Below are 26,893 nucleotides of genomic sequence, written 5' to 3'. Positions count from 1 at the left end.
ATATTAAAGTGCTAATGCTACGCTCACTACTATTTATGGCGCGAAAAATTCTCTTTATCCGACAGCCAATCTTGCGCAGCTGTTTTCTGTTCGCCAGTTTGCATATCTTTGATACTAATGGTTTTATCATCCAGCTCTTGCTGGGCGATAATAACGGTCAACGCAGCACCTGACTTGTCCGCCTTTTTCATTTGTGCTTTTAAGCTGGTGGCACTTGCCATTTTCACGCGCAAATCTGGGCGGCTATAACGCAGGTTTTGCGCATAACCAATACCGGCACTATAAACCTCAGGATGGGCGACCACAAAGACATCACAAGCAGGCATATCAGCAATAGGCGCAACGACTTCCATAAGAAGTAATAAACGCTCAAGCCCCATGGCAAAACCAACTGCGGGTTCAGATTTAACCGGTTTATTATCGCCTTTCCCATCACGGTTATCAGCAGATTTTAGCTGTCCAACCAAGCCATCATAACGACCACCGGCACAGACAGTCGCTTGACTGCCAAGCTTGTCAGTTACCCACTCAAAAACGGTTTTATTATAATAATCAAGACCACGCACCAGATGCGGGTTGATTTCAAAGTTGATACCAAGCTCTGTTAAATACGCTTGTACTTGCTCAAAATGCGCCACGCTTTGTTCGCCTAAAAAGTCAGCAAGCTTAGGCGCATCTACCAATAAGGCTTGGGTGCTGGCTTCTTTGCTGTCTAAAATACGTAGCGGATTGGTCGTCAGGCGGCGCTTACTATCCTCATCTAACTGCTCTTGCTTATCAGTCAGATAAGTAACCAGTGCTTCACGATAAGCATGACGCTCATCAATTTCGCCCAAACTATTTAGCTCTAAACGCATCTCATCTTTTAGACCCAGCTCTTGCCACATCAAATGAGTCATCGCAATCAGCTCGGCATCAGCGTCTGGTAAGGCACTACCAAAGCTTTCCACACCTATTTGATGAAATTGACGATAGCGACCCTTTTGTGGGCGTTCATAGCGGAACATTGGACCAATATACCAAAGCTTAGGCGTATCACCGCGTAGTAAATTATGCTCGTTCACCGCTCGTACTGCCCCTGCCGTGCCTTCAGGACGCAAGGTAAGCGGCGTTGGTGGATCAGATTTGTCGGTAAAGCTATACATCTCTTTTTCAACGATATCTGTGGCATCACCGATCGCGCGAGCAAACAAATCGGTTTGCTCAACGATAGGCAAGCGAATATGCTCATAACCGTATCTGCCTAGCACATTAGCCAATATAGATTCTAGATACAGCCATTTTGCAGACTGTGCAGGCAAAATATCGTTAAACCCTTTAATCGCTTTAATCATGGTACGGTTATGTCCTTTAATTTTTAACAAATAGCTCTATAATTTTTATTAATAATACATTCTATTATCTAACTCGTATAATCTCGTTTTCGCGTTTTTTTGCCAATTCTTCTGCATGGGCGCGTACCATACCTTCTATCTCATCGACCAAATTCTCAGTATCAATCAGATGACTTTTTTCGCCCATACGGTAGACCAATGATTTTGGTGCAGCGCCAACAATACCGATATCGGCTTCTTTCGCTTCGCCTGGACCATTTACCTTACAGCCAATCACTGACAAATTCATCGGCTCACGAATGTTTTCTAAGCGCGACTCTAACGCGGTCATCACTCTAATCACGTCGAACTCTTGACGTGAGCAGCTTGGACAAGCGATAAAGTTGACACCGTTAGAGCGAATATTAAGCGATTTTAAAATATCGAAGCCAATCTTAATTTCTTCTTCTGGCTCTGCAGCCAAGGAGATACGAATTGTATCGCCGATACCATTCAATAATAAACCACCCAGCGCAATAGCAGATTTGACCGAACCGGTACGATAAACCCCAGCTTCAGTCACCCCTAAATGGAGAGGGTTATCAATTTGGGCTGAAATCAGACGATAGGCATCCATGGTCAAAAATACGTTGCTGGCTTTAACCGATACTTTATATTGATCAAAATTAAGACGTTCTAATATATCAATATGACGCATTGCCGATTCGAGCATCGCTGCGCCATTTGGCTCTTTATACTTACGCTGAATGTCTTTTTCTAAAGAGCCAGCATTAACACCGATACGAATAGGAATATTGTAGTGCTTTGCACAGGCGACCACTTCACGTACTTTAGCGTCACTACCGATATTGCCCGGGTTAATACGTAAACAATCTGCGCCCGCTGCCGCAACGGCTAAAGCAATTTTGTGGTCAAAATGCACATCCGCTATCAAGGGTACGCTGACCAACTTGCGAATTTCACCAAACGCTTTAACGGTATCCATCGTCGGAGTAGAAACTCGCATCAAATCAGCGCCTGCTTCAACACAACGCTCAATTTGGGCAACAGTCGCTGCCACATCGCAGGTATCGGTATTGGTCATGCTTTGGACACTAATCGGCGCATCACCACCAATCGCGACATCACCGACATATATTTTCTTCGTAAGACGACGGTTAATAGGCGCTGACGTTGACATAGACAAACCCTTTCATGAAAGCAGTAAAAACGAGAATAACAATAAAACCAAGGTAATAATGTTTACTTTAAAAACTGAACCAATTGATAAATTAAGGTGCCAATTCAAAACTGGCTTGATTGCCTGTAGCATAGCTGTTTAAAGCGACAGATTGCTGATTCATCATCAAGCTTACGTTATTGATATTATCGATCTGTACGTTAAACGGTGGCATACCTGATAACTGATAATCACCTGCATTCTGAGAGCCCGCGATCAAGCTGCTACCGGTAGCATCGGTAATAGTAACGACAGCAGCATCGGTCAGCTTAACATCTAAAGTAGCCGGAGCAACGTCGCCACCGCCTAAGTTTAGTGCTGAGCCTGACGCGCTCACACCTGTAACGTCGGTATCGATGGCAGCGCCTTGTGCCTGTTCAACAGCTGAGATATCTTCAGAGTTAGATATAGGCTGCTCGGTATTTTCCTTGCTGGCATTACTAACCATACGGAATAGGAAAATCGCTAAAATAATGACACCAATCACTGCGATGATTAGTAGCGGATTAAAGCGAATACGGTTATGTGTATCGCGCTGTAGCGTACCCATAGGCTGCAATGGCGACTGAGTATTATTAGCCGAACGCAATTTCAGTTCATTTGGGTAAGCGGCATCGAAGCTACTGGCTATTCTGACTGGGTCGAGACCCAAATATTTGGCATAGTTGATCGCAAAACCGCGCGCAAACGCCACTTGCGGCAAATCAGAAAAATCTTCATTTTCTAACGCTTGCAGGTGACGTTTTAAAATAAACAATTCATTTGCCGCGTCGTCCAAGCTTACTTGCTTAGCTTTGCGAGCTTGCTGCAACATGGCACCAAATGATCCCTGAGCGTTAAAGTTTGTGTTTGATGATGGGGTGGTCATTTCCATGGTGCCTCTGGATTGTTAAGCCAAGTCTTTAGTTGTTTTGCTTCATCACTTAATGGATAAGCAGATAAAAGTTGCTGTGCCAATTGTTGGCGTGTCTTGATGTTTTTTTGCGCTGCTGCCAATTTGATGCCTTGTAGGAGCAAGCGCGGACTAGCGCCCTGCCCCTGTACCAGAATCAATGTCTCATCATAGAGCCTTTGTGCCTGCTCAATACGCTGCTGCTCAAGTAATAAATCAACCAGTTCAATATGGGCAATGATACTATTTCGATTGCCATCTAAAGCACGCAAAAAAGCCTTTGCCGCTGCAGGATGGTCATTGAGCTGAAGGTAGGTACGACCCAAATTCTCTAACGCGCCAATACGACCTTCATAACCAAGGGCAGCACCAGCGATTTCAAACTGCTCAGCTGCCTCTTTATAACGCTTCATCTGCGATAAATATACGCCATAATTATTGTGAGCTTGGTCAAAATCTTTATCAAGCGCAATGGCTTTTTTAAAGTATTGATCCGCTTTTTCAAGGTTAAGGCGGCTACCCTCTTGCTGCAACAAAACGCCCATCATATCATAGGCGGGCGCATGACGGCTATCGGCAGCAAAGGCTTTTTCGAGCTGTCTTTGGGCAGCATCAAGCTCGTTTTTGCGGATATATTGTGCAGCAAGTGTCGTTCGAACGCGAGCAATTTCTTGCTGATCCAATTTGCGATTGTCATTGGGTTGCGTTGAGGTCTGATACGGCGTACCCGTAATGAGATCATTGGTGGGCGTGCTTTGACAACCAGTAATCAATAAGGTGCTTAGCGTGCCTGCAAGCCATAGACTTTGAGCGCGTTTTCTAACAAAAACTGTCGCGCCCAACTGTCTTACGGCACAAGAAAAAGGTGTTTGATACTTGAACTGACAAGAATTTTTAGAAGTCATTATAGCCGCCATCATAAAACTGTGATTCAATGCGCTGAATTAATGCGTTCGATCATCGAGGCATCAGTTTAATGGATTTAGCCTCTATAAGTACAATTTAGTTGTCATTAATTGCCTTGTTCTCGGTCATTATCTATGATGACTACATATCGTTACCATTGTGATGCAAAAAAGACAGCTAGGTGTTTCATTTAGATATATCACCCAATTAAATGAAACACTTGCCTAACCCTACCCAATCATTGTCACCAATCTTATCAACTATTTTCGCGGTCTTTAATACTTTGCTGCCAAGCAGCTGAGCGACGCGTTCTGTCAGCGACTTGCCCAACCAATTGCCCACAAGCGGCATCAATATCATCGCCGCGCGTTTGACGAATCGTACACACAAAACCGGCTTCACTTAGTATATTACTAAAGGCGTGAATGCGATTATTACTCGACTTATCATAGTTTGCATGAGGGAACGGGTTAAACGGTATCAGGTTAATCTTACTGGGTAAATCACCTAATAAGGCGACCAATTGCTCAGCATGCTCATTGCTATCATTGACACCGTCTAACATCACATATTCAATCGTCACGTGCTTCTTGTGGCGCGGGTTGACGTCAAAAACGTAATTTCTCGCTGCTGCCATCAGCTGATCTAATGGATATTTTTTGTTGATCGGCACTAATTCATTACGTAGCTCGTCATTTGGCGCATGTAATGAAATCGCTAAAGCCACGTCAAGCTCCTGTGCCAACTCATACATTTTTGGCACCACACCTGAAGTCGATAAAGTAACGCGGCGCTTTGATAAACCATAAGCATGGTCACTGAGCATCAGTTCCATCGAGCTGACAACAGGACGATAGTTTAATAGCGGCTCGCCCATGCCCATCATGACGACGTTGGTGACGTTGTTTTGCCATAAACTATGGTCAACTTTTTCTAAACTATCATTTTCGTCGGTCATATAAGAAGCATTAGCGACCCATAATTGTCCAAGAATCTCAGCCGCCGTCAAATCGCGCTCAAAGCCTTGCTTGCCCGTACTACAAAAACTACAGTCCAGCGCACAGCCCACTTGCGAGGAGATACACAAGGTTTTGCGACCATTTAGCTTACTATCATCTGCGGGAATCAATACCGTCTCAACCAATGAGCCACCCGTGACTTCAAATACCCATTTACGCGTGCCATCATCACTATATTGACGATGAATCACTTTTGGCGGAATGACGCAGGCATTGGCTGACAACTTATCACGCAAAGATTTACTTAGATTGGTCATTTGCTCAAAATCAGTAACACCCTGCTGATATATCCACTTAATGACTTGCGTCGAGCGAAACGGCTTTTCGCCAATACTCTTAAAGTAATCCGCCAGTTGCGCTTGTGTCATACCTAGTAGATTGGTTTTCGCCTGCGCCTCGTCTACTAATTTTATAGTCTTAGCAATCTTAGCAGGTACGTGTTGGACAGGGATTTGAGCAGTTGACATAATAAATAACCTTTTTGCATCTACTGGTATGAGCGATACAATTGTTGAGATGGGTGTTGCTAGACGTACTCAATATATGAGTGCATGAGCAATCCGTTATGAGCGCATTTTTACCAAAAACTGAGAGCAATATGCTGATAAAGGATTGATAACGCTATATAAAACTAATAATGAGGGAGAAAAGCTAAAATTTCAATATATAGCCCAACTATTATAATAGCTAAAACGGCTTATACCAAAAGATATAAGCCGTTTCGCCACACTAGTAATTTATAGTCAATTTTATAAGCTATTAGTGCATAGTGAATCAAATATAGAACTGGTACAAGGAAGACGAGCGCCTATTGTACATTAAGTACATTAAGCGAGTCTGACACCGTAACAGACTATATTTGGTTTACTATATTAACGCGTACGTGCACACACTTCTTCTTCATTGAAGAAGTAGCTGATTTCACGTGCTGCTGATTCAGCTGAATCTGAACCATGAACGGCGTTTTCATCGATGCTGCTAGCGAAATCAGCACGGATAGTGCCTTCAGCGGCGTCTTTTGGGTTAGTCGCGCCCATGATGTCGCGATGCTGAGCGATAGCGTTTTCGCCTTCTAGTACTGATACCAATACTGGACCTGAAGTCATAAATGACACTAGGTCATTATAAAATGGACGCTCAGCGTGCTCAGCGTAAAAACCGCCTGCTTTTTTATCATCGAGTTGCATCATTTTAGCGGCAACAATTTTTAGACCTGATTTTTCAAAACGGTCATAGATAGCGCCAATGTTATTGCCAGCGACTGCATCAGGTTTGATGATAGATAAAGTACGTTCGTTAGCCATGAAAAGCTCCTAATATATAAGTGAGAGGTTAAATAATTTATGTTATCTGTGATCACTGCGCTGACTTATCGTATTTATACATATCCAATACGGATACGCAATACGGAGATACAGTGCTCAGCGAATGATTGTTGCCTATTATAATGATTAAGACTGTAAATGATAGGATTAATTTATGGTTATAACCTGCACAAAAGTAAATTGGGCAGGGTTTTACCGCTCGTCAATCTTCTTATTTACCAAAAACAAAACCCCAATGTTTAGCATTAGGGTTTTGTGAATTAAACATACAATAGCATTATAACCAATTAAGCATCATACGGGTCACGTAAGACAATAGTCTCTTCACGGTCAGGACCGGTTGAGATGATATCAACTGGGCAACCAATCAATGCTTCGATACGTTTGATGTATATTTTGGCGTTTTCTGGTAGATCATCGTAGTTCGTGATACCCACCGTTGACTCACTCCAACCTTGTAGCGTTTCGTACTTTGGCGTTACCGCTTCGTAGAACTCTGCATCATGCGCGCCTGCACACTCAGTCTCAGGTAAGTTATAACCCACACCGATTAGCAATTCTTCTAGACCATCTAACACGTCAAGCTTGGTTAGGCAGATACCTGACATAGAGTTAAGTACCACTGCACGGCGTAATGCTTCAGCATCAAACCAACCACAGCGACGCGCGCGACCAGTCGTGGCACCAAACTCATGACCGACTTTGGCTAAATGCGCGCCAACATCATCAAACAATTCCGTTGGGAACGGACCGCTACCAACACGGGTGGTATAAGCTTTCGTGATACCTAGGATATAATCCAAATACAATGGACCGATACCTGTACCTGTAGATACGCCGCCAGCAGTGACACTTGAGCTGGTCACAAACGGATAAGTGCCATGGTCGATATCAAGCAATGTACCTTGCGCACCTTCAAACATTAGGTTCTTGCCAGCAAGACGCAATTGGTTCAAATCTTCGGTGACATCGGTAACCATGCCTCTGATTTCTTCTTTCCACTCTTTACAAAGCTTAAGCGTTTCATCAAAATCAATCGCTTCAACTTTATAGTACTGAGTCAATTGGAAGTTATGATATTCGATTAAGTTACGTAGTTTTTCTTCTAAGTCATCACGGAACAAATCAGCAAGCTTGATGGCACGGCGAGCAACTTTGTCCTCATAAGCAGGTCCAATACCACGACCCGTCGTACCGATTTTACCACTACCGCGCTTGGCTTCACGTGCTTGGTCAAGTGCTACATGATATGGCATGATTAGTGGGCAGTTTGGAGAGATACGCAAACGCTCACGTACTGGTACGCCATTCTCTTCTAAACCTTTCATCTCTTTAAGTAGTGCATCAGGTGCTAATACCACACCATTACCGATAAAACAGGTAACGCCTTCACGCAAAATACCAGATGGGATTAGGTGTAAGACGGTGGTTTTACCATCTACAACTAACGTATGGCCAGCGTTATGTCCGCCTTGGAAGCGTGCAACTGCTGAGGCTTTTTCGGTGAGTAAATCGACGATTTTACCTTTACCTTCATCGCCCCATTGGCTACCTAAAACTACGACATTCTTACCCATGATAAATCCTTACCTTAATATATTGAGGTGTGTGCAATAAGTGTTTGAAACTACCTATCAAAACGAAAGTAATGCTAAAAATGATACTTTAAACAAAGTATGTTTTTAACGACTTAATCACTAAATATCTTTTTATAGCAAACGCTTTTTTTATAGCATTTATAAACTTAACATATTTTTAGAGTTAAACTGCTTGTAGCTGCCATTGGTTATCGACAAGGCTTAAACGATGAGTCAACCCCACCGGCATATCTTCTGCCGTTAATGGCATGGTCACGCGATAGCCCTGCTGACGTAAGCTTGCCACTTGCTGTAATAGTAACTGCAGCCGCTCATTTTCTAAATCCTTGAGAGCGTCATAATCAACCAGCACAATAATAGGTGCATCAAGCTGAGTATGCGCGAGCAAACGGCTGACATCCATACTAAAGCCGGTCGCCTGACGTGGCTGATTGGTGGCTAATTGATTGCTTTTCATACCATCAAAGCGCCCGCCACGTACCAGCGGCTGAGTTTCACTATTGATATAACCATTGAACACGATACCAGTATGATAATGGTAGCCTGACAGCTCAGTCACATCGATACTGACCGCACACTGCCACTGTACTTGCAAGTGCGCTTTTAGACGTTGTAGCTCATCAATAGCTGTGACAATTTGTGTATCTTGCTGCGCATTCTCTGACAATCTTCCAAGCAAATTTGCAATGTCATGACCAAAGCGCGCCAAGGTATAAAAATCGCTACCCAGCGGTAGTACTTGGCAAACCTGCTTAAGCTCTGGCAAGTTTTTATTGGCATAGAGTTGCATCAATTGCTCAGTATCACTTTCTGATAATACCGCCAATTCTGCCAAGCGTTTAAATATCGCTACATGACCCAAATCAATGTGTAATGCTGCGCTCATCTCTAGGCTACTGAGCATGCTAAATAAAACATCAATCAGCTCAATATCTGCGGCAATGGACTCACAACCAAATATCTCAGCACCGAGCTGTAACGGTGTACGTGAACCAAAAAGCCCTGATGGCAAAGTATGAATCACATCGCCTGCATAGCAATAACGCGCGATTCCATCACCGCCATGGTGTGCATCAATACGCAAAATCTGCGGCGTGATATCCGCGCGTATACCCATCAATCGACCCGTTAACTGATCGATGATCTTAAAGGTTTGACGCTTTAAATCCTCTGAGGCTCCGCTCAGTAGCGATTCGGTAAACTCAATCATTGGCGGATTGACCAACTGATAGCCATGGCTGATAAGTTGCTGGATCAATTGATGTCTTAGCACTTCTTGCTTATGGGCGTCTTCAAACAACACATCGACCACCCCATCAGGCAGCAACCAGCTATTAGCAACATCGCTGGCAAGATTACTTAGATAAGGTAAACGGTTGGGTGCGGCGGTATTATCAGCGGGCTGAGTAGCCGCTTGCTTGAAGGTATTTTGCAGGACAGGTTTTGCAGAATCAGAACTGGCAGACACAATAAATCCTTGTTTGGCGTATCGCTTACCAAAAGCGCGGTAAAGATGCGGTACTTAGATGCGGTACTTAAAGGTTATATTTCCAATTGCATGGATATCAGGCGTTTTTTATTTTTCACGCGCAACATCACTGACCCAATTATTGATAAGCAAACTAGGTAACCGCAAAAGGGTGAGTAATAGTATAAGTTGGGATGATAAGACGAGTATCTTTATGCGCTAAAAAATCATGATAAATAATCAAGGCACTTTATGCTTTAGTTTAGCATAGCAGCCACGCTTCGCCTAGTGACAATTAATGGCAATCGCCATCTAATTTATTCTAATAACCTTAAAATCCGTCTTTTTTATGACAGATTTATCATCATAGACACCGTATTTCTATAGAGAAAATATAGCGTTAACGGGGCAATATTTTGTCTAACTATCTGTTGCATCTATCGTTGAGTAACGTCTTAGATGTACTCTCATGTTACACTAGCCTATATTTTTATTTTGGAAGCCTTATGTCATCTGATTATCATCCAAATCCTGCTACCAATCAAGCAAATGTGCTTGGCACTGCCCTAGCCAGCTGTTGTTTTGATCCGCTTACTGGCTACTATCGCAATGGTTTTTGTCATACGGGCAACCATGATGTTGGTCAACATACTGTTTGTGCCAAAATGACCAGCGAGTTTTTAAACTTTTCAGCCAGTCGCGGTAACGATTTGATTACGCCACTGCCCGAGTATGGTTTCGCCGGTCTGCAACCAGGTGACTATTGGTGTATTTGCGCACTACGTTGGGTTGAAGCACTCGATTTAGGCATGGCACCACAAATCAAGCTTGAAGCATGTCATGAGAGCTTATTAGACTTGGTCGATATTGAGACGTTAAAACGCTTTGCCCTGTAATCTGTATCAGTTGCAGAAGTGATTTTAGATTTATTTTTATACTTATAGTCGGTGAAAAGTAATATCGATACAACACGTACTGCTGGTGCAAATTTTTCTTGCTTGCTGTGCCTACGCAGACAGAGGCTGCAAAAAATTTACACCAGCAATACTGTAGCGACTTTAAAGTATTTCAACTATAGACGAAAGGAGCAGGTATGAACCAAGATGATGACCTGATTGTCAAAACGGCAACGCGTATCACACCTGAGTCTAATGCCAGTCTTATTGACGCCACTATCATAGAAGAGCACTCCTATTTAGACAATTATGACAGCTATATCTATGGCGATTCAGATGCGACGGTTGAGGACACCATTGAGACCATGACCGTCTATGATCCAGATTCTGAGCGCTATGAGGATATTGAGCCACTCAGTGCTAATGAGGTGGTCAATTGTTATGCGTATTCCCGTAAAACCGGTGAACAGCTGAATAAAATAATGTTAAGCGACGTCAGTCGAGCCTTGAGCAATAGTGGTCAGTTTATCTGGTTAGGTCTTTATGAGCCTAGCTTGCAGACCATCTCTGAGGTAAAAGAAGCCTTTGATCTGCACGAGCTCTCAATCGAAGATGCCTTTGCTGACCATCAACGCGCCAAAGTTGAAAGCTATGATAACGATACGATATTTGTGGTATTACGTACTGCGAAGCTTGAAGGCAATGTCATCCGCTATGGTACTACCGCGATATTTATGGGTAAAAACTATCTGATTACGATTCGTAATGGACCGTCCAACTCCTATGCGCCGGTACGTGAGCACTGCAATCGCCGCCCTGAAAAACTGCGTATGGGACCTATATTTGTCTTGCACGCTGTCATTGATTTTATCGTCGATAACTATATGCCAGTGACCGACCGTTTAGGCAGTTATTTACGTGAGCAAGAGCGCAATATCTTTACTTATGAATTTAATAAAGAAACGCTTAGAAATCTATATGAATTAAAATCACAATTGGTGCATATGCGTGCAGTTATTTTGCCAGTGCAGGATATCTGTAGCTTTTTTATCAACCATCAGAAAAGCGATTTGGTCTCACCATTTTCGCACGCTGCAAAACCCTACTTTCGAGATGTGAATGACCATCTTTTGCATTCTTTGGATGCCATTAATGGTTTAAATGAGATGCTCAGCGTGGTGATGAACACCTATCTTGCCATGGTAAATATGGGACAGAATGAGGTGGTTCGCAAGCTTGCGGCTTGGGCAGGTATTTTGGCAGTACCGACAGCGATTGCGGGTATTTATGGGATGAATTTCGACTTTATGCCTGAGCTACATTGGCAATACTCTTACTTTATCATTATGGCGGTTATCATTTCACTATGTAGCTTTTTATACCTTAACTTTAAGCGCTTGGGCTGGTTATAAACCCGCTTTTTAGATAAAAAAAGCGGGACGTATCCATTACTTTATCGAAAATAATTATTTAAGAGACTGCTCATTATCAACACAAGGCAAGTGATGCTCAGTACTGGTCACTTGATGGTCTTTCAAGTAATCTTCTGGTCGCCCAAACATCTTAGCCGTCCAAGTCAATATAACAATTGATGCACTCAGCACCATGATGGCAAAAGAAATCGTTGCCAAGAGCCATAAGTGAAAGTTATCCGATACCGCTTGTACATCGACGACCAAATGTCGAGATAAAGCAGTAATCGCAATAAATATCAAGAACTGTACCGGCAACCGATGAGTCTTAAAATAGATTCCAATCATCGCTAACAGCTCTAGATAAATAAAGAGCAATAAGATGTCTTTTAAATCCGCTGAACCTTTTTGAAAGATGACAAAGAATTCTTTGCCCGCGGTCCAAACCACCACTATACTGATTAAAAATAAGATTATGTAGTGGCAAATATCGACGAACTCTCTACCAATACCTTGTAATCGCTCATGAATACCCACGTTATTTTTAGCCATGTTAGATCCTATCAACGGTAAAGGGGTTGATTCATCCTGAGTCTTTGTACTGTCTACTGTGAAGTCTCAGGCTCCTTATCTATCGGCAATACGTGCTCTTATGATAAACTCATTAACTATTGTCTAAACCGGCAGCTTTTTCAGCAGCATCAACGGTCTGGCGAATTAGAGTATTAATGGTCATCGGACCAACGCCGCCTGGGACTGGTGTATAAGCACTGGCAATATTTTCGACGCCTTGCAGCTCGATATCACCGACGCCGCCGTTATCAGTTGGATGGAAACCTGCATCAATCACCACAGCGCCTGCTTTAATCCAATCAGCTTTGATCAGCTCAGGTACGCCGACTGCACCAACCACGATATCAGCGCGCTTAATATGAGACTCTAAATCTTGCGTTCTTGAATGGCAAATCGTTACGGTACAGTTGGCATTTAATAGCATCATCGCCATTGGTTTACCCAAAATAGCACTACGACCGACAACCACGGCCTCCAAACCTGCAAGCTCGATATTATGATGCTCTAATAAGTGCATGATGCCTTGCGGGGTACATGAACCATAAGCACTCTGCTGCATCGCCATACGACCAAAGCCAAGACACGTCACACCATCGACGTCTTTTGCCAAGTCAATCTGCTCAAAGCAAGCACGCTCATCGATATGAGATGGCACTGGATGCTGTAGCAAGATACCATGCACATCTGGATTGCTATTCAGCTCGTCTATTTTTGCCATCAACTCTGCAGTGGTTGTCGCACTTGGCATCTCAACCCGTATAGAATCCATGCCGACACGCTTACAAGCATTGCCTTTCATACGTACATAAGTCGCAGAAGCTGGATCGTCACCGACCAATATCGTCGCTAAGCTTGGGGTACGTCCTGTCTTAGCTTTAATAGCGTCTACACGCGTACTCAGTTGCTGTTCTATTTGTTTAGCAAGTGCTTTACCATCCAAAACGGTAGCAGATCCTTGGACAGTTGACGTAATAGACGCAATTGACATAGTAACTCCAATAGAGGGTGCGATAAAAAAAGTAAAGACAGCGCCTGCAGTATTTTTGCATGCCTGTCTTATGCGCGGTCAATTCTTTTTGACCGTTAATTGAGACTGATATTGTACCTGTGTACGTCAAAGAATCCTAGCACCCTATGAAAAGGTAATCATTAAAAAATAATAACGTGTCCATAAAAAAGTCGATCTATTAAATATGAATAGACCGACTGTTTGTTTTCAAGTGCTGTTGTGCATTGATTAAGCAACCATCTAGTAAGTCTGTAGCTCAATACCTACCCCTACGCCGACATCAGTCGACTGTATATCGGAATCTACTGCCCAAATTCGGCTAGAGATAAGCGTCTGGGGGTTGTATTGATGCTCCCATGCCACATCAATACCAGTTAACTTATCAGTCGTTGGGAATGCTTGGTTGATTGCTTCATCGGCTTGATTCACCTTAGCATGCTGTACTTTGGCATTAATAAAATTACGATTGTCTAGCCATAAGCGACCACCAAGCGCGATACTCTCCGCATCGCCGCCTAGCGCATAGCCTAATGGGAAGCCTTGCTGATAATAGCCATCGGTATAAATACTATGGTCATAAGAGATACCCCGAACTTCGCCACTAGTACGGGTATCTGTATACTCAGCATAAAGCTGGTAAGGCATGCCATAAGCAGCAGACGCATAATCAACACCGGCTAAATACATGTTTTTGGCTGGCAAGCCGCCTGCTTCATCTTCACCGATATATTGAGCATAAACGCCTGCAGGCACATTGACCAACGGTGCTAAACTTAAGCGCGCATCAAAACCGGCTAACTGATTGGCAGGGTCTTCACCAATTGTGGCACCATTATCACCATTATCTTTGGTGCCTAGCAGGGCATCAGTAAAAGAACCAAAACTCTGCGGACGACCTTCACCGCCCCACATAAAGGTACGTGAAGCACCGACTTCTAACCACTCCCAAGGACTAGCTGTCAGCCTTGCACCGAATAGCTTAGCATCAGGAATCGCTTCATAATCCTCAAACTGACCAGCGAATAGCTGATACTGCCAAGGTCCGACCCACGATAAATATGGGGATGTCGGCGCAGTTTGCTGATCGCGCTGCATGGTAAAACCTGTAACTGGTAAGCTTGCATCGCCTCGAATAAGGCTACCATCATGACCAGGTCCCCACCACGTTGGAATTTTACCCGCTATCAACCACTGATTGGCAGCAGTACCAGCAAGGTATGAGCCCTCAAAGCTAACATCTGAGCTGTCATCTATAAGTTTGTTATTTTTTACATTGGCTTGTAAATTAAATTCCCACTCCGCTTCGCTAAGCGACATCCCAACGCTTGCTTGTTGACCTGCTAGCTTAGCATCAGCAAATTTTTGAGGTAGCTGCTCTCTATCGGTTTGTATATGCAGTGCTGCCGACCCTTTTACCACTGAGTTGCGGTTCTGATTCAATCGCGCTTGTACCGACTGCAGGATCTGCTGCTGCGCTGGCGTCTGAGCATTAGCCGTATTTAAAGCGCGTTTGATCTCATTGGCCGTCAGCGGCCAAGTACTGGTACTAATCTGCGCGACCCCTTGAGTATTCAGCCAGTCAAGATCTGCCTTCAGCTTTAGATCGTTCATATACAGGTTTTGGGCAGATGCCAACATCGACACTGATGATAGGACACCAAAACCCAATAAAATGCTTAGCTTCTTGTACATGATCAAATACTCTTCGGTTATAAAGGGTTTATTATAAAAGCTAATGCTTTATAAATACTATGGGTCAAACATCAATTTGCATTAATGTAACTACATTTAACTTAACTCAATAGCCGATATCTTATTGGTTATGTAGCTTGGAAAACACACTATCAATCGCCTGTACGGTTTGCTTGATCTCTACTTCCGTCAACGTTGGATGCACAAGAAACATCAAGCTGGTTTCGCCAAGCAGCTTGGCGACTGGTAATCTGCTTTCAGGACGTAAGCCGGTATTATCAAATGCTTTTTCGAGATAAACTTCTGAAGCTGAACCTGAAAAACAAGGAACCCCTAATTCATTTATCTCTTGAATAATACGATCTCGTGACCACTCTCTCGGTAGGTTATCTGACTGCACATAAACGTAGAGCTTATAATAGGCGTGGGTCGAATTTGCAAACTGCGGCGACTCTTCTAATCTTGGTACAGAAAGATAGCCTTTGTCTTCCCATTGTGCACAGGCATCTAAGATAGCTTGAGCATTGGTGGTACGTTTTGCTGTCCAATCAGGCATTCTCTTTAGTTGAATACGACCGATCACCGCTTGCATTTCAGTCATGCGCCAATTGGTACCAAAGCTTTCATGTAACCAGCGATAGCCGGGTGCATGATCTGTCTCATAGACAGCGGCGTAGCTTTTGCCATGGTCTTTGTAGGCCCACATTTTGCGCCATAACTGCTCGTCATTGGTGGTGACCATGCCGCCTTCACCGCCGGTGGTCATGATCTTGTCTTGGCAAAAGCTCCAAGCGCCAATATGACCAATACTGCCAACGCTACGACCTTTGTAGCGTGCGCCATGCGCTTGTGCACAGTCTTCAATCACATATAGATTATGCTGCGCTGCCAGCGCCATAATACCATCCATATCACATGGCCAACCTGCCAAATGTACGCAGACGATGCCACGGGTACGCTCAGTCATTACAGCAGCTATCGATTCAGGCGTAATATTGCCTGTGAGCTCATCGACATCAGCAAACACTGGTGTCGCTCCCACATTGACCACCGAGGATATACTCGCGATAAAGGTACGCGGTGTCACAATCACTTCATCGCCTGCGCCAATAGCCAGCGCTTGCAAGGCAACATCTAATGCCAGCGTACCATTGCCCATCGCAATGGCATACTTACTGTTTGACCATTCGGCAAATTCCGTCTCAAATTGACGGCACTCTTGTCCTGTCCAGTAGTTGACTTTATTAGACAATAATACTTGGCTGACGGCATCAGCCTCGATTTGAGTAAAGCTTGGCCAAGGTGAAAATGGAGTATTTAACATATACGTCTCAGTTACTCTATTGATGGATAACTATTTAATTTACGCTTTGTTTAGTAGACGCGCAGGGTTGCCGACCACTACCGCGCCCGCTGGTACGTCTTTGGTAACAACCGCACCCATTCCTACAATAGCACCTTTACCGATAATTAATGGCTTATCAGGCGTGCCTTGCTTGATAACTGCCCCTGCGCCAATATACGCATGGTCATGGATATGAATATTGCCATTGCAACTGACACGCGGGGCAAAGGTGACATAGTCGCCAATCACACAATCATGTTCGACATAGCTGTATAGATTGGCATGGAAACATTTACCGATAGTGACATTAGCAGCGATAGTGACAAACGGACTGAGTGCAGCACCGGCAGCGATACGGACTTCATCCATAATTAAGGCGGTCGTTCCTTTTACTGTCCACAATGAGATACCATCTTGAACCAATTGTTCTGCAATTTTCTGGCGAATACTGCTATTAGCAATGGCAATCAGGACAAATTTATCATCACTTTTTATACCTTTAAATTTTGTATAATTCATCGCAGTATAGCCGTTGACAGTAGTATCATCATCCAAGACATCATCAATAAATACGATTTGGCTATTTACTTCACCATCTAATCTCTGCAACTGATCGACGGCTACTGGCATTAGGCTACGACCACAGCCTGAGGCACCATAAACGGCAAATACTTTACACATAGCTATTTTCTAAAGCTGATTGGTTTTGAGAACCAGCAAATTTACTCATTGTCGCTTCACCATCAGCACTGATACCATCTTTGATGACCACTTTTTTTACTGTCTTAAGCAATATCTTAATATCTAACCAAAATGACTGATTATCGACATACCAAGTATCTAGCTCAAACTTTTTATCCCAACCAATAGCATTACGTCCATTCACTTGCGCATAACCGGTAATACCAGGGCGCACATTATGACGGCGCGCTTGTTCTTTACCATATAGCGGCAGGTATTCCATCAATAAAGGCCGTGGCCCGACCAGACTCATGTCACCTTTGATCACATTCCACAGCTCTGGCAGTTCATCGAGACTGCTATTACGTAGTGCTTGACCAAAAGACGTCAAGCGCTCACTGTCCGGCAATGAGTTACCATCAGCATCTACCGCATCTTTCATAGAGCGAAACTTAATCATCTCAAATGGTTTGCCGTGCAGTCCGGGACGAGTCTGACGGAACAACACAGGCGAGCCAAGATTGTTTTTGACTTTATAAGCGGTGATGGCATATACCGGAGAGAGGACGACTAAGGCGGCACTGGCAGCGGTGATATCGAAGAGTCGTTTTATCATTTATAAGCCCAACATATTTATTAATCGTTTATTGACTTTATCAGCATCAAACTTCTCTTGCGCTAATTTATAACTTTCATCGCCCATGGCTTTGATCTGCTCAGGATGTTCTATAAAGTAAATCATTTTATCCGCTAGCGCCTTGGGGTTCCATTTTTCCACCAAAAAGCCATTAACGCCATCTATAACTGTCTCTCGGCAACCCGGTACATCAGTAGTGATAACGGCTCGCCCCACTGCCATCGCTTCTTGAGTACTGCGTGGTACACCTTCCCGATAGTAGGAAGGTAGGACAAAAACACTAGAGTTTGCTATCCACTCTGGAACATTGTTAACATGACCAGGGTATTGCACAATATTAGCTTCAGTAAACTGCTTTAACTCTGCTTCTGTTAGGGCTCCTAAAGCCTTTTTATCTATTGAACCTAATACAATAAACTTAGCATCGGCATACTTATTTTTTACAATTTTGGCAGCGGCTATATAATCATGAATACCTTTTTCAGCAAGTAGTCTTGCAACAAAAATAAAAGTCGGTATATCAGGATAAACGTTCGAATAAGGATAATCTTCTAAATTTAAACCGATGCCCCCTAAAACCTCTACCTCTTTGACCTTTATAGAATACTTGTCCAATAAGTCTTTAGGATCGTCATGGTTTAGAAAAATTATCTTATCAAGTTGCGGTAATGCTAACTTATATAGAAGCACTTGAACATTCTTAATAAGCTGTGTTTTTTTACTCGTTGCTTTAGGCGGCTCGGTAAATGTATATCCTAGACCTTCAAGCATGCCAATCACTTTTGGCACTTTAGCTATCTTGGCTGCTAATGTTCCAAAAATGACTGGTTTAGAAAAATAGGAAAAAACCAAATCCGGTGCTATTTCTTTAATCTTTTTAGATAATGCATAAGTTGCTTTAGCATCAGCTAGTGGATTCATCCCTCCACGATTCAGCTCATACGTTACTGGTATGGCACCTATTGCCTCTATTTTATCGAGATCATCCCTACTATATTCAGAGGTAAAAGCATAAACAATATGATTCTGTTTTATTAATGCTTTTATTAGATCAGTACGAAATCCATAAAAGCTTGAAGCTACCGTACCAATAATCGCTATTTTCATTATCGCACCCTTATCTTTTTAATATTTTGTAAATGTGCATGGTAGTAATCTATATCACTTTCTTTGTACTTTTTAGATCTTAGTTTAAGCAAGACTTTCAAAACCCCAAGTCTTTCCAGTGATTTGACTATTTGCATTTTAGCTCTAAACTTCATTACAATCCTGTTCTTTTCAGATTTCCTAATAATATCTTGATAGTTACTACTAATTATTTCTATTTGAGTGGTATAGCCAGCTAGCATTTTTTTTATGTTGACATTTTCAGTTACCCTGTACCAGTAAAGTGGCTCCTCTATTACCGAGTAATTTAAATCATCCTTTTTTGCTGCATCCAACCATAAATGGTAGTCTTCAGCTAAAAGACTAGTTTCATTATACCTATTCCTTAAATACCAATGTTTTCTAGCCAATAAAGATGCATGAATTAAATTCGTCCTACCCTCTAATATTTCAGCTGTATTCATTTGATAGTTTTTAATGTTCATTACACCTGTCAATTCATCATCAGTACCGATAGACAAATAACCAGTCGTAACAAAATCAGTATCTTTATTAGTCTTTAAAAAGTTAATCTGTTTTTCTAGCCTATCATTACTCATCAAATCATCTGCATCCATCCTGGCGATAAAATCGTATTGCGATTCGCAAATAATTTGATTAAGCCTAAAGGGTAATTTTTTATTTTTTCCATCCGAAATAACTCTTATTCTATCGTCATGCTTTGCATACTTTTTAGCTATAGATAATGAGTTATCTGTAGAACCATCATCAACTAAGATAAGCTCCCAGTACTCATAAGTTTGAGCTAACACTGAACATATAGCATCTTCCAAATACCTCTCAGCGTTGTAAAAAGGTATTCCAATAGATATATAGTTAGGTTTATTCATTAAAATATCTCAAATATGGGGTTAAGAGTATAAGGCGTTAGATTGCTGAAAGCAGAAGTAGTCAAGACGAAGTAAAACAAAAACATTATTACCGCTAGGCTGGTAGCATAGACATTATTTATTTTCTTAAAAATTACTGGAAGTATCAAAATTAACGTCCAAGTAAAATAAGTAATCAATCTTTGTGGTCCTGATGCCATCGCACCCAACATAGCAACAGGTATAATAAAGACAACCCCCAAAGCATAAAAAGTAAATAGCTTTATAATATATTCGTCTTTGATTTTATAAAGACGAATAATAAAATAATTGAATAGCAATAATACAGTATAAAAGCCGAGTGTTAATAAACCGCCAGACTCTTCTGAGACTTCTGCATAACCCTCATACCTTTCATTTGTAGTTGCAATATAGGTAATTAAGAACCTACTAACTATTAAAGAGCCCAAAAAAGTAGCTAATATCTTATATAAGGGTTTTATTCTTAAATTCACTAAAAAATAGAAAGGGATCATGAATAAAGCAGTAGTATGAAAAAAAGAAGCGAATAGACAGACCAATATATAAGGAATGATCTTTTTATCTAACAAGTAAGGAGTCGCAAAGGTAAAAACAGCCATAGCTATTCCTTGGCGAAGTCCATTAAAGAAAAAAGTATATACACCTAAAGTTATAAATAGAAATACAGAAAAAGTGTAATTTACGCTATATTTTCTGATAATAGATAAGTATGCACAGACAACACTTATAGACGTGATAAAAAATAACCAAAAATAGTCAGCATTAAAACGTAACAGTATATATTCTAATATTTGATAACCAGTCTCTACACCTTTTTCAAATTCAAAATTATATACATTTAAATTACTTCTAAAATGCCTAGTATAAGTTTCTGAATCAGTACCTACACGAAAGCTTCTTATTGCTGCAAATAAAGACAATACTATTAGAGGCATAAAGAATGCATTTCGTTTTAATGTTTTGCGCTCTAATACCATCCAAAACATAACAAAACCAAGAACTAATAAATATGGTAACATTTAGCACTCTGCAAGTAGATTTTATTTTATTTTCTTATAAACTCTTATAAAACTCAGATAATTTTTTTGCATTAGTTATTGCATCAAAACCCTGTAACTTCAGTGAATCTACTATAAACTTATCACTCATATCTAAATTATTAGATTTCGACAAATGATTTACCCAATCTTTTACAGAATTGAGAGATAAGAACTCAACCAATCCTAGGTTTAAATCGACTTCATCTGAAATCTGATCTGAAACTATAGCTTTTAGACCAACAACCTGACTCTCTACCAAAACAACAGGAAAACCCTCATGCAATGATGGCATTATCATGTAGTCGGCACTAGCCATAAGCTCAGTAACATCAGACCTTACTCCTAAAAACTTAACCCTATGCTGTAGTGACTCCTTTTCAACTTCCTGGTGAAGTTCATTTTCTAATGGGCCCTGACCAATAAAATACATAGTGAATTCTACAGCGCGTTGTTCAAGCTCTTTTGCAATCTTAAGAGAAAATCTATGGTTTTTTACTGCATTAAAGCGTCCCACTTGAATAATTTTGATACCATTATTTTCAAAATTATTATCAATATAGTCAATAGAGCGACTAGCGATAGCTGTCATAGCATCAATATTAACGGCATTCGGCAATATCATTACCTCTTTAGTAGTACCAAATAAGTATTGCGACGCAAGTTTACCGCATGCGATCTTATGAATAGCTAGTCTTCTATTCATTATAAGCGTACATTTTTCATATATCTTTTTTATCCTACTAGAGTATCCATTGCTAGTATTATGTGAATGTGAAATGCGGTGTTTTATCCCTGCGCCTTTAGCTGCTGATAAATGAAAAGCATTACTCAAAAGAGTATGAGCATGGACAATTTCATACTCAGGATTCTGTCTTAAAAACTTATGAAGTTTCAACATGCGCTCAATAGGATTACTAGCTAAAATAGGAATTATTTTGCCACCCAGTTTAGTTATCTCAACATCATAATCACCTTCTTGATCAGTAAAGGTAATAAAATCAAACTGGATTTCACTACGATCCATGTTTCGGTACAAATTCATAAGCATAGTTTCTGCACCAGCACGATCCATTTTGCCTATAACATGTAAAACTCTTCTGACGTGCATTGATTCACCTACTAACGGCTATTAAACTCAAATTATATTTATAAAGCTTTGTTTTATCTTATTCTAAACTGGGCTCTTTTATGTAAAGCTTTGCGAAGTAGTTTTAAGCTATATAAAGCGATACTGTCTGGCATTTTTACTATTGTAGAAATTATAGTACTTCTAAGGTTAGAATCATTTTTATATTCATTTAATTGAAAAATCTTCTCTGCTTCCTGAGCTTCTTTTAGCGCAGCCACTAAATGCTTAGAATCTATACGAGTAAGAATACTCCAATGGCTTTGCCTAACTTTATATGTGAATATCTTTTTAATCTCATCGTTTTGGTATTCCTGCAATAAATTATTAACTTTTGAATGAATAAGAAAAAGATCTAAGAGCTCTTTACCTGTCGACCCTGTTATAGAACTGCTTCTTTGCCTATAAAGATAAAAATCCACTGGTAATTGATATCTAAATTTTGTAATCAAACCAAGGTGCCAGTGAAAAGGCCAATCCTCGTAGTACAGACCTACTGGAAAATGCAATGCAGTATCACGTATTAAACTTGAGCGAATAAACTTAAGCCATGCAAAATGTGGAAGATTAAAATAAGAATTGTCTCCTAAAATAGGCGCAACATCCAGACTGTCCGATGGATATGGTAGGTCGAATTCTGCTAGGCCGTCCTTGAACGGTACGAAACCATAAGTCACTACTTCTGCACTTTTTTGGATTGCACAATCAACACAGGCTTCTACTAAACGAGCATCAATTATGTCGTCAGAATCAACAAACATCATATATTCGCCTGTCGCAGAGTCAATACCTGTATTACGCGCCGCAGAAAGACCACTATTTTTTTTATGCTGAATAACTTTTATACGTTCATCCACAAGATGAGAATCAAGTACTTCTCTAGAAGTATCAGTTGAGCAATCTTCCACTACGATAATTTCAAGGTTTTTGTAAGTTTGTTGCTTGATAGAATTGAGGCATGAATCGATATATTTTTCTACGTTATATACCGGAACGATGACACTTACCAAGGGTTCTTTTACAATAGTCATATGTTAGTTAACACTTTTTTCAAATCATTGTATGCAGTTATATCAACTGGAGAAATATCTAGAGCGCCTTGAGGTAGTGATAAAAGCGTATTAATAGACTCATGGATTTTATCAATATCTTCTAACTCTAAAAAAATAAGCCTCGGATGATCACTCAACCAATCTAATTGCGTTTGTCTGATCTTATGGTTGGAGTTTGGTAGCACCAAACATGGTGTACCTGATAGCAAGCATAATATCATGCCATGCAAACGGTCAGTAACTACTAGCTTGGCTGCACGGAATTGGTTCAGTTTATCTGATAGTAGTTTTGCACAATAATCATCACTTAGTTGTGAGCCACCAGCATGCGTATCAGTCTTCTCAATTTTGTAACCAGTATCGGCTAACGCTTTATCCACGATAGTATGTTGCACAGTCGAAAGAGCAACCTCCTTATCATCTCGTAAGCATCGTAAAATACTTGAAGAATCTAAATTATCTATAGCGCCAAGCGATTTTGCTGTAGCACTCATTACAATATCTGGCACTAAACCAATACTGACGTTGTTGTATTTATTGAAGAGCTCAATGAGCTTATTGTGTGTAATAGATTCTCTTGCAAAAACATGTATATCTGGATGCTTGGCATACTTCTTTACGATATTTTTTAAGGCGCGTTTAGATTTAGCTGAATCATCCCAATCAAGCGTCTGTGGGAAACAGACAATGCGATTAGAAGGAAAAGATTTGATGACTAGCTGTCGCAGCTCTTCAATATCAGGATAGATGCCACCCATGTTGCCACCACCAATAATAGTAACAATATCTTCAGGTTTTATTTGTTTCTCAATTGAGCTCAACACAAACCTTGTCTGACTAACAGGTATGCTAATAACCTCATAACCAATAAGTACATTTTCAAGATACTGTTTTTGAGCATGAGAAATAGCTATATCGCCAATATTGCCATAGTCTGCAGCAAGGAATATAAAGCATTTTTTACCACTTGGTAGAGGCAAATCTCTCGAACCAATATAAGCAGACAAATGTTTTTTTATTGCAAGTGGAACTAGCTGCTTTATAACGGTAGTATTCATTCAAAGTATCCTTAGCTATTTTTTGCTAACATTTTCTTAACTAATATACGACGTTTAGAGCTTGAAGGTAGTAGTCTTCCAAATTTGGAATATGATATTCAGTTAAATACCTTTTGCCTATTTTTGAACCAGACTAATTGAAGAATAGTCAGTGTCATCATGTATCTACGCTGTGAAAAGCATGAAATCAAGGCACGAATCCCTCTCGCTGGATGTCGATGAGTGTAGTTTGGAATACATTGTTCATAAACAAAAGACTCGCGAATCCTAACTAACTCTTTACGGCGTGCTGTACCGTCGAGATAAACTAAATTATTAAGCAGATAAGGCAGCATACTTTCGAGATAACTCGTTGCTATATCTGATAAAAGTATCTTTCTCTCAGTTAATTTTTCCGGCCATATATGCGCTGCAACCCTGGCATTATAATGCGATTCGATTGACTCTAAAAAAGATGGCTTGTAGCTCGAGCTTGTCAACGAAGTAGAATGCTCATAGTAATTGTATGGACAGTCTGAGACCACAGATATGTGTTTAACTTTATTTAAACATCTAATATGAAAAATTGTATCTTCAGCAAATTTGACATCATTATCAAATCGTAAGTCTTCAATCAATATTTTGCTATAAACTCTAGTACAAGCATACCAATATATGTTTCTATTTTCTGTTACTCTTAGCTGTAACTGATCGATATCTTTAAGTGTATATTCGGCTACGGTATTTTTTTTCTCAATTATTGAACTATCTAGCAACACACGCTTATGACCAAAAATTAACATATCAATATTGGGAATAACCGCCTTTTCTATTATAAAATCAAAATACCAATCATCAATCGTATCATCGGCATCTATAAAAACGATATAGCTGCCTTGAACAACATTGAGACCTACATTGCGAGCTGCTGACAACCCTTGATTTTCCTGATTGATTACTATGATCCAAGATCTAATGCTTGTCCATTTATCAAGTAGCTTTGCCGTTTCGTCTGTAGAGCCGTCATTAATTATTATTAGCTCAATATCGTGTTTCTTTTTTGCAGTATTAATACTATTGATACAACGATCAATAGTCGAAGCGGCATTGTATGCAGGAACAATAACTGAAATCATAGAAAACCTGTTAAGTTATAGTCAATCCAGAATAAAAGAGATACATCCCATATTTTGGAACAGTTTAGGTAAATCATTTTCCATCCAGCCTTGGCGTAGAAACTTCACTTGAGCCCACTGCTTTTCGATAGGGTTCAAGTCTGGGCTGTACGGTGGCAGCCATAGAATACGATGCCCGTGCCTGTTCAGTAGCTTTTGAATGCGTTTATTTTTATGGAACCGAGTCACTCGAGCACAGTAGTGCTTTGCTTAATCCTTGCTCATATCCATCATAATCACGCATTTGGTTTTAAGGCTTGGAATCAGCGTATATTTGCACCGGTGGTAGAATGACCCCTGCCGTCAAATCCGTAGAACCAAACTTGGGAGATTTTAATTACGCAGCCTGCGTGTAAAAGTCAAACCACACCTGTCTTGGCGATTTATAGCCCAAACCCTTTTGAATTCTTGTTTGGTTGTAGTACAGCTCGATATAGCTAATGATATCGGTAATGGCTGTAAACCTTGTTTTATAATCCTTATGATACACCAACTCATTCTTTAATGTGCCCCAAAATCTCTCTATTGGCGCATTGTCATAACAATTCCCTTTGCCACTCATCGAGCCTGTAAAGTAATGCTGCTTGATGATCTTATGGTACGCGTGGCTACAGTACTGACTGTTTCTATCAGAATGTACAATCAGTCCCCGTTTGTCCAGATATAAGTAATGTCGATTACCCAAAACTCATTAGGGCGACTGGCATCAAATTTCTGATCCAACACGTTTGGATAGACCAGCTTGTTGTGATTGGAGTCGGTGGTGACTTTAAAGCGCTTATGGCGACGGCATTTAATACCGTATTCTTCTTTGATGCTTCTGACCATATACTTGCTAATATAATGCCCTTGCTCGCTTAGGTGAGCATGCAGTCGATCTACGCCATAACGTTCTTGAGTTTCACTGTGAGCGGCTTTAACCAGTCTGAATAGCTTGAGGGCTTTACTTTCAAAACACAACACATGCAAATGATGCTAAATATTTGCTGGTCGTCTTTGATGAAGGCATACTTCACGAGCTGTCACTGCGGGCATAGCCCTACGTCTTGCGTCACTAAAACAGCCTACTAGACTGTTTATTAACGTTCCTCATTGGCAAAGTACACCGTCGCCTCACTCGAGCATAGCTCTCCCCTTGCGTCGGGGCGAAGCAGTGCTTCGCTTTATCCCTCCTCATTTATTATCTTGGGCTCCTCTTAAGCCACTTTAAGTTGTCGCTTCAGTCGCTTATTTTCTTCTAGTACAGCTATGAGCTTAGGATCGTATTGTTCTGTGCCGACAAGTTTGCCTTGATTGGCTTTGTTATGCCAATTTGATAGCGTTTGCATGGCGATGCCAAGCTGCTTTGCGGTCGCTGAAATATTCCCATCGTTGTCGGCTATCTTCTTGACGGCTTCGGCTTTAAATTCTGTACTGTAGGTTCTGATTTTCTTGGTCAT

24 protein-coding genes and 1 pseudogene are annotated in these 26,893 nt (G+C 41.1%); 2 read left to right on the top strand and 23 right to left on the bottom strand.

Translation table 11 applies throughout. From position 1 onward, the window contains the following. Window positions 1–29: 29 nt before the first annotated feature. The 8 genes from hisS to AC0J5Y_RS03405 form a co-directional block, all read right to left on the bottom strand. On the bottom strand, window positions 30–1,334 hold the full coding sequence (gene hisS, locus AC0J5Y_RS03440) for a histidine--tRNA ligase (protein ID WP_475131526.1): 1,305 nt from the start codon (window positions 1,332–1,334) through the stop codon (window positions 30–32). 64 nt (window positions 1,335–1,398) lie between these two features. After that, complete coding sequence (ispG, locus tag AC0J5Y_RS03435) at window positions 1,399–2,514, bottom strand: flavodoxin-dependent (E)-4-hydroxy-3-methylbut-2-enyl-diphosphate synthase (protein WP_475131525.1); 1,116 nt, start codon at window positions 2,512–2,514, stop codon at window positions 1,399–1,401. Between the two features lie 91 nt (window positions 2,515–2,605). Further along, complete coding sequence (locus AC0J5Y_RS03430; RefSeq protein ID WP_475132067.1) at window positions 2,606–3,421, bottom strand: helix-turn-helix domain-containing protein; 816 nt, start codon at window positions 3,419–3,421, stop codon at window positions 2,606–2,608. After that, window positions 3,418–4,350: a type IV pilus biogenesis/stability protein PilW gene (gene pilW / locus AC0J5Y_RS03425; protein WP_475131524.1), complete on the bottom strand. Its 933-nt coding sequence runs from the start codon at window positions 4,348–4,350 to the stop codon at window positions 3,418–3,420. Before pilW ends, AC0J5Y_RS03430 begins: the two co-directional genes overlap by 4 nt. 257 nt (window positions 4,351–4,607) lie before the next feature. Next, a complete protein-coding gene (rlmN, locus tag AC0J5Y_RS03420) occupies window positions 4,608–5,837 on the bottom strand; it encodes a dual-specificity RNA methyltransferase RlmN (protein ID WP_475131523.1) in 1,230 nt (409 codons plus the stop codon). A 405-nt stretch (window positions 5,838–6,242) separates the two neighbouring features. After that, complete coding sequence (gene ndk, locus AC0J5Y_RS03415) at window positions 6,243–6,674, bottom strand: nucleoside-diphosphate kinase (protein WP_475131522.1); 432 nt, start codon at window positions 6,672–6,674, stop codon at window positions 6,243–6,245. A 308-nt stretch (window positions 6,675–6,982) separates the two neighbouring features. Next, window positions 6,983–8,272, bottom strand: a complete 1,290-nt coding sequence (locus AC0J5Y_RS03410; protein ID WP_475131521.1) for an adenylosuccinate synthase — start codon at window positions 8,270–8,272, stop codon at window positions 6,983–6,985. Window positions 8,273–8,456: 184 nt separating this feature from the next. Further along, entirely contained in the window at window positions 8,457–9,761 is a 1,305-nt protein-coding gene (locus AC0J5Y_RS03405; RefSeq protein WP_475131520.1) for an ATP phosphoribosyltransferase regulatory subunit, read from the bottom strand. 506 nt (window positions 9,762–10,267) lie between these two features. Between AC0J5Y_RS03405 and AC0J5Y_RS03400 the strand changes: the two genes are divergently transcribed. Then, complete coding sequence (locus AC0J5Y_RS03400) at window positions 10,268–10,657, top strand: DUF2237 family protein (protein ID WP_475131519.1); 390 nt, start codon at window positions 10,268–10,270, stop codon at window positions 10,655–10,657. A 197-nt stretch (window positions 10,658–10,854) separates the two neighbouring features. Then, entirely contained in the window at window positions 10,855–12,069 is a 1,215-nt protein-coding gene (gene corA / locus AC0J5Y_RS03395; protein ID WP_475131518.1) for a magnesium/cobalt transporter CorA, read from the top strand. Window positions 12,070–12,123: 54 nt separating this feature from the next. On the opposite strand, the gene AC0J5Y_RS03390 is transcribed toward corA, so the two are convergent. From AC0J5Y_RS03390 to AC0J5Y_RS03320, 15 genes and pseudogenes are all read right to left on the bottom strand, one after another. Beyond that, window positions 12,124–12,621 carry a phosphate-starvation-inducible protein PsiE gene (locus AC0J5Y_RS03390; RefSeq protein ID WP_475131517.1) on the bottom strand — a complete coding sequence of 166 codons (498 nt, stop codon included), beginning with the start codon at window positions 12,619–12,621 and terminating at the stop codon, window positions 12,124–12,126. 112 nt (window positions 12,622–12,733) lie between these two features. Beyond that, window positions 12,734–13,630 (bottom strand): bifunctional methylenetetrahydrofolate dehydrogenase/methenyltetrahydrofolate cyclohydrolase FolD, encoded by an 897-nt coding sequence (folD, locus tag AC0J5Y_RS03385; RefSeq protein ID WP_475131516.1) that lies wholly within the window; start codon window positions 13,628–13,630, stop codon window positions 12,734–12,736. Between the two features lie 261 nt (window positions 13,631–13,891). Further along, window positions 13,892–15,343, bottom strand: a complete 1,452-nt coding sequence (locus tag AC0J5Y_RS03380; RefSeq protein ID WP_475131515.1) for a capsule assembly Wzi family protein — start codon at window positions 15,341–15,343, stop codon at window positions 13,892–13,894. Window positions 15,344–15,464: 121 nt separating this feature from the next. Beyond that, window positions 15,465–16,667, bottom strand: coding sequence for a DegT/DnrJ/EryC1/StrS family aminotransferase (locus AC0J5Y_RS03375; protein WP_475131514.1), 1,203 nt, complete (start codon window positions 16,665–16,667; stop codon window positions 15,465–15,467). A 39-nt stretch (window positions 16,668–16,706) separates the two neighbouring features. After that, window positions 16,707–17,369, bottom strand: a complete 663-nt coding sequence (locus AC0J5Y_RS03370; RefSeq protein ID WP_475131513.1) for a NeuD/PglB/VioB family sugar acetyltransferase — start codon at window positions 17,367–17,369, stop codon at window positions 16,707–16,709. Beyond that, the gene (locus AC0J5Y_RS03365; RefSeq protein ID WP_475131512.1) at window positions 17,362–17,985 is read right to left on the bottom strand and encodes a sugar transferase; all 624 of its coding nucleotides are present in this window, start codon (window positions 17,983–17,985) and stop codon (window positions 17,362–17,364) included. Before AC0J5Y_RS03365 ends, AC0J5Y_RS03370 begins: the two co-directional genes overlap by 8 nt. Continuing rightward, a complete protein-coding gene (locus AC0J5Y_RS03360) occupies window positions 17,986–19,113 on the bottom strand; it encodes a glycosyltransferase family 4 protein (RefSeq protein ID WP_475131511.1) in 1,128 nt (375 codons plus the stop codon). Then, on the bottom strand, window positions 19,113–20,003 hold the full coding sequence (locus AC0J5Y_RS03355) for a glycosyltransferase family 2 protein (protein ID WP_475131510.1): 891 nt from the start codon (window positions 20,001–20,003) through the stop codon (window positions 19,113–19,115). Before AC0J5Y_RS03355 ends, AC0J5Y_RS03360 begins: the two co-directional genes overlap by 1 nt. Next, complete coding sequence (locus AC0J5Y_RS03350) at window positions 20,003–21,010, bottom strand: EpsG family protein (RefSeq protein WP_475131509.1); 1,008 nt, start codon at window positions 21,008–21,010, stop codon at window positions 20,003–20,005. Before AC0J5Y_RS03350 ends, AC0J5Y_RS03355 begins: the two co-directional genes overlap by 1 nt. Window positions 21,011–21,077: 67 nt before the next feature. Continuing rightward, window positions 21,078–22,172 carry a glycosyltransferase gene (locus AC0J5Y_RS03345; RefSeq protein WP_475131508.1) on the bottom strand — a complete coding sequence of 365 codons (1,095 nt, stop codon included), beginning with the start codon at window positions 22,170–22,172 and terminating at the stop codon, window positions 21,078–21,080. Window positions 22,173–22,225: 53 nt separating this feature from the next. Beyond that, the gene (locus AC0J5Y_RS03340; protein WP_475131507.1) at window positions 22,226–23,221 is read right to left on the bottom strand and encodes a glycosyltransferase family 2 protein; all 996 of its coding nucleotides are present in this window, start codon (window positions 23,219–23,221) and stop codon (window positions 22,226–22,228) included. Next, window positions 23,218–24,300, bottom strand: coding sequence for a polysaccharide pyruvyl transferase family protein (locus AC0J5Y_RS03335; protein ID WP_475131506.1), 1,083 nt, complete (start codon window positions 24,298–24,300; stop codon window positions 23,218–23,220). The genes AC0J5Y_RS03340 and AC0J5Y_RS03335 overlap by 4 nt, the downstream gene beginning before the upstream one ends. 98 nt (window positions 24,301–24,398) lie before the next feature. Beyond that, entirely contained in the window at window positions 24,399–25,415 is a 1,017-nt protein-coding gene (locus tag AC0J5Y_RS03330; RefSeq protein WP_475131505.1) for a glycosyltransferase family 2 protein, read from the bottom strand. Between the two features lie 21 nt (window positions 25,416–25,436). Then, window positions 25,437–25,643 (bottom strand): transposase, encoded by a 207-nt coding sequence (locus AC0J5Y_RS03325; RefSeq protein ID WP_475131504.1) that lies wholly within the window; start codon window positions 25,641–25,643, stop codon window positions 25,437–25,439. A 148-nt stretch (window positions 25,644–25,791) separates the two neighbouring features. Continuing rightward, window positions 25,792–26,893, bottom strand: a pseudogene (locus tag AC0J5Y_RS03320) (transposase).

The sequence above is a fragment of the Psychrobacter sp. TS_SC_6 genome, from assembly GCF_056156305.1.
Note: the sequence above shows the minus strand (reverse complement) of the source record. Positions and strands in the feature narration are given on the sequence as shown.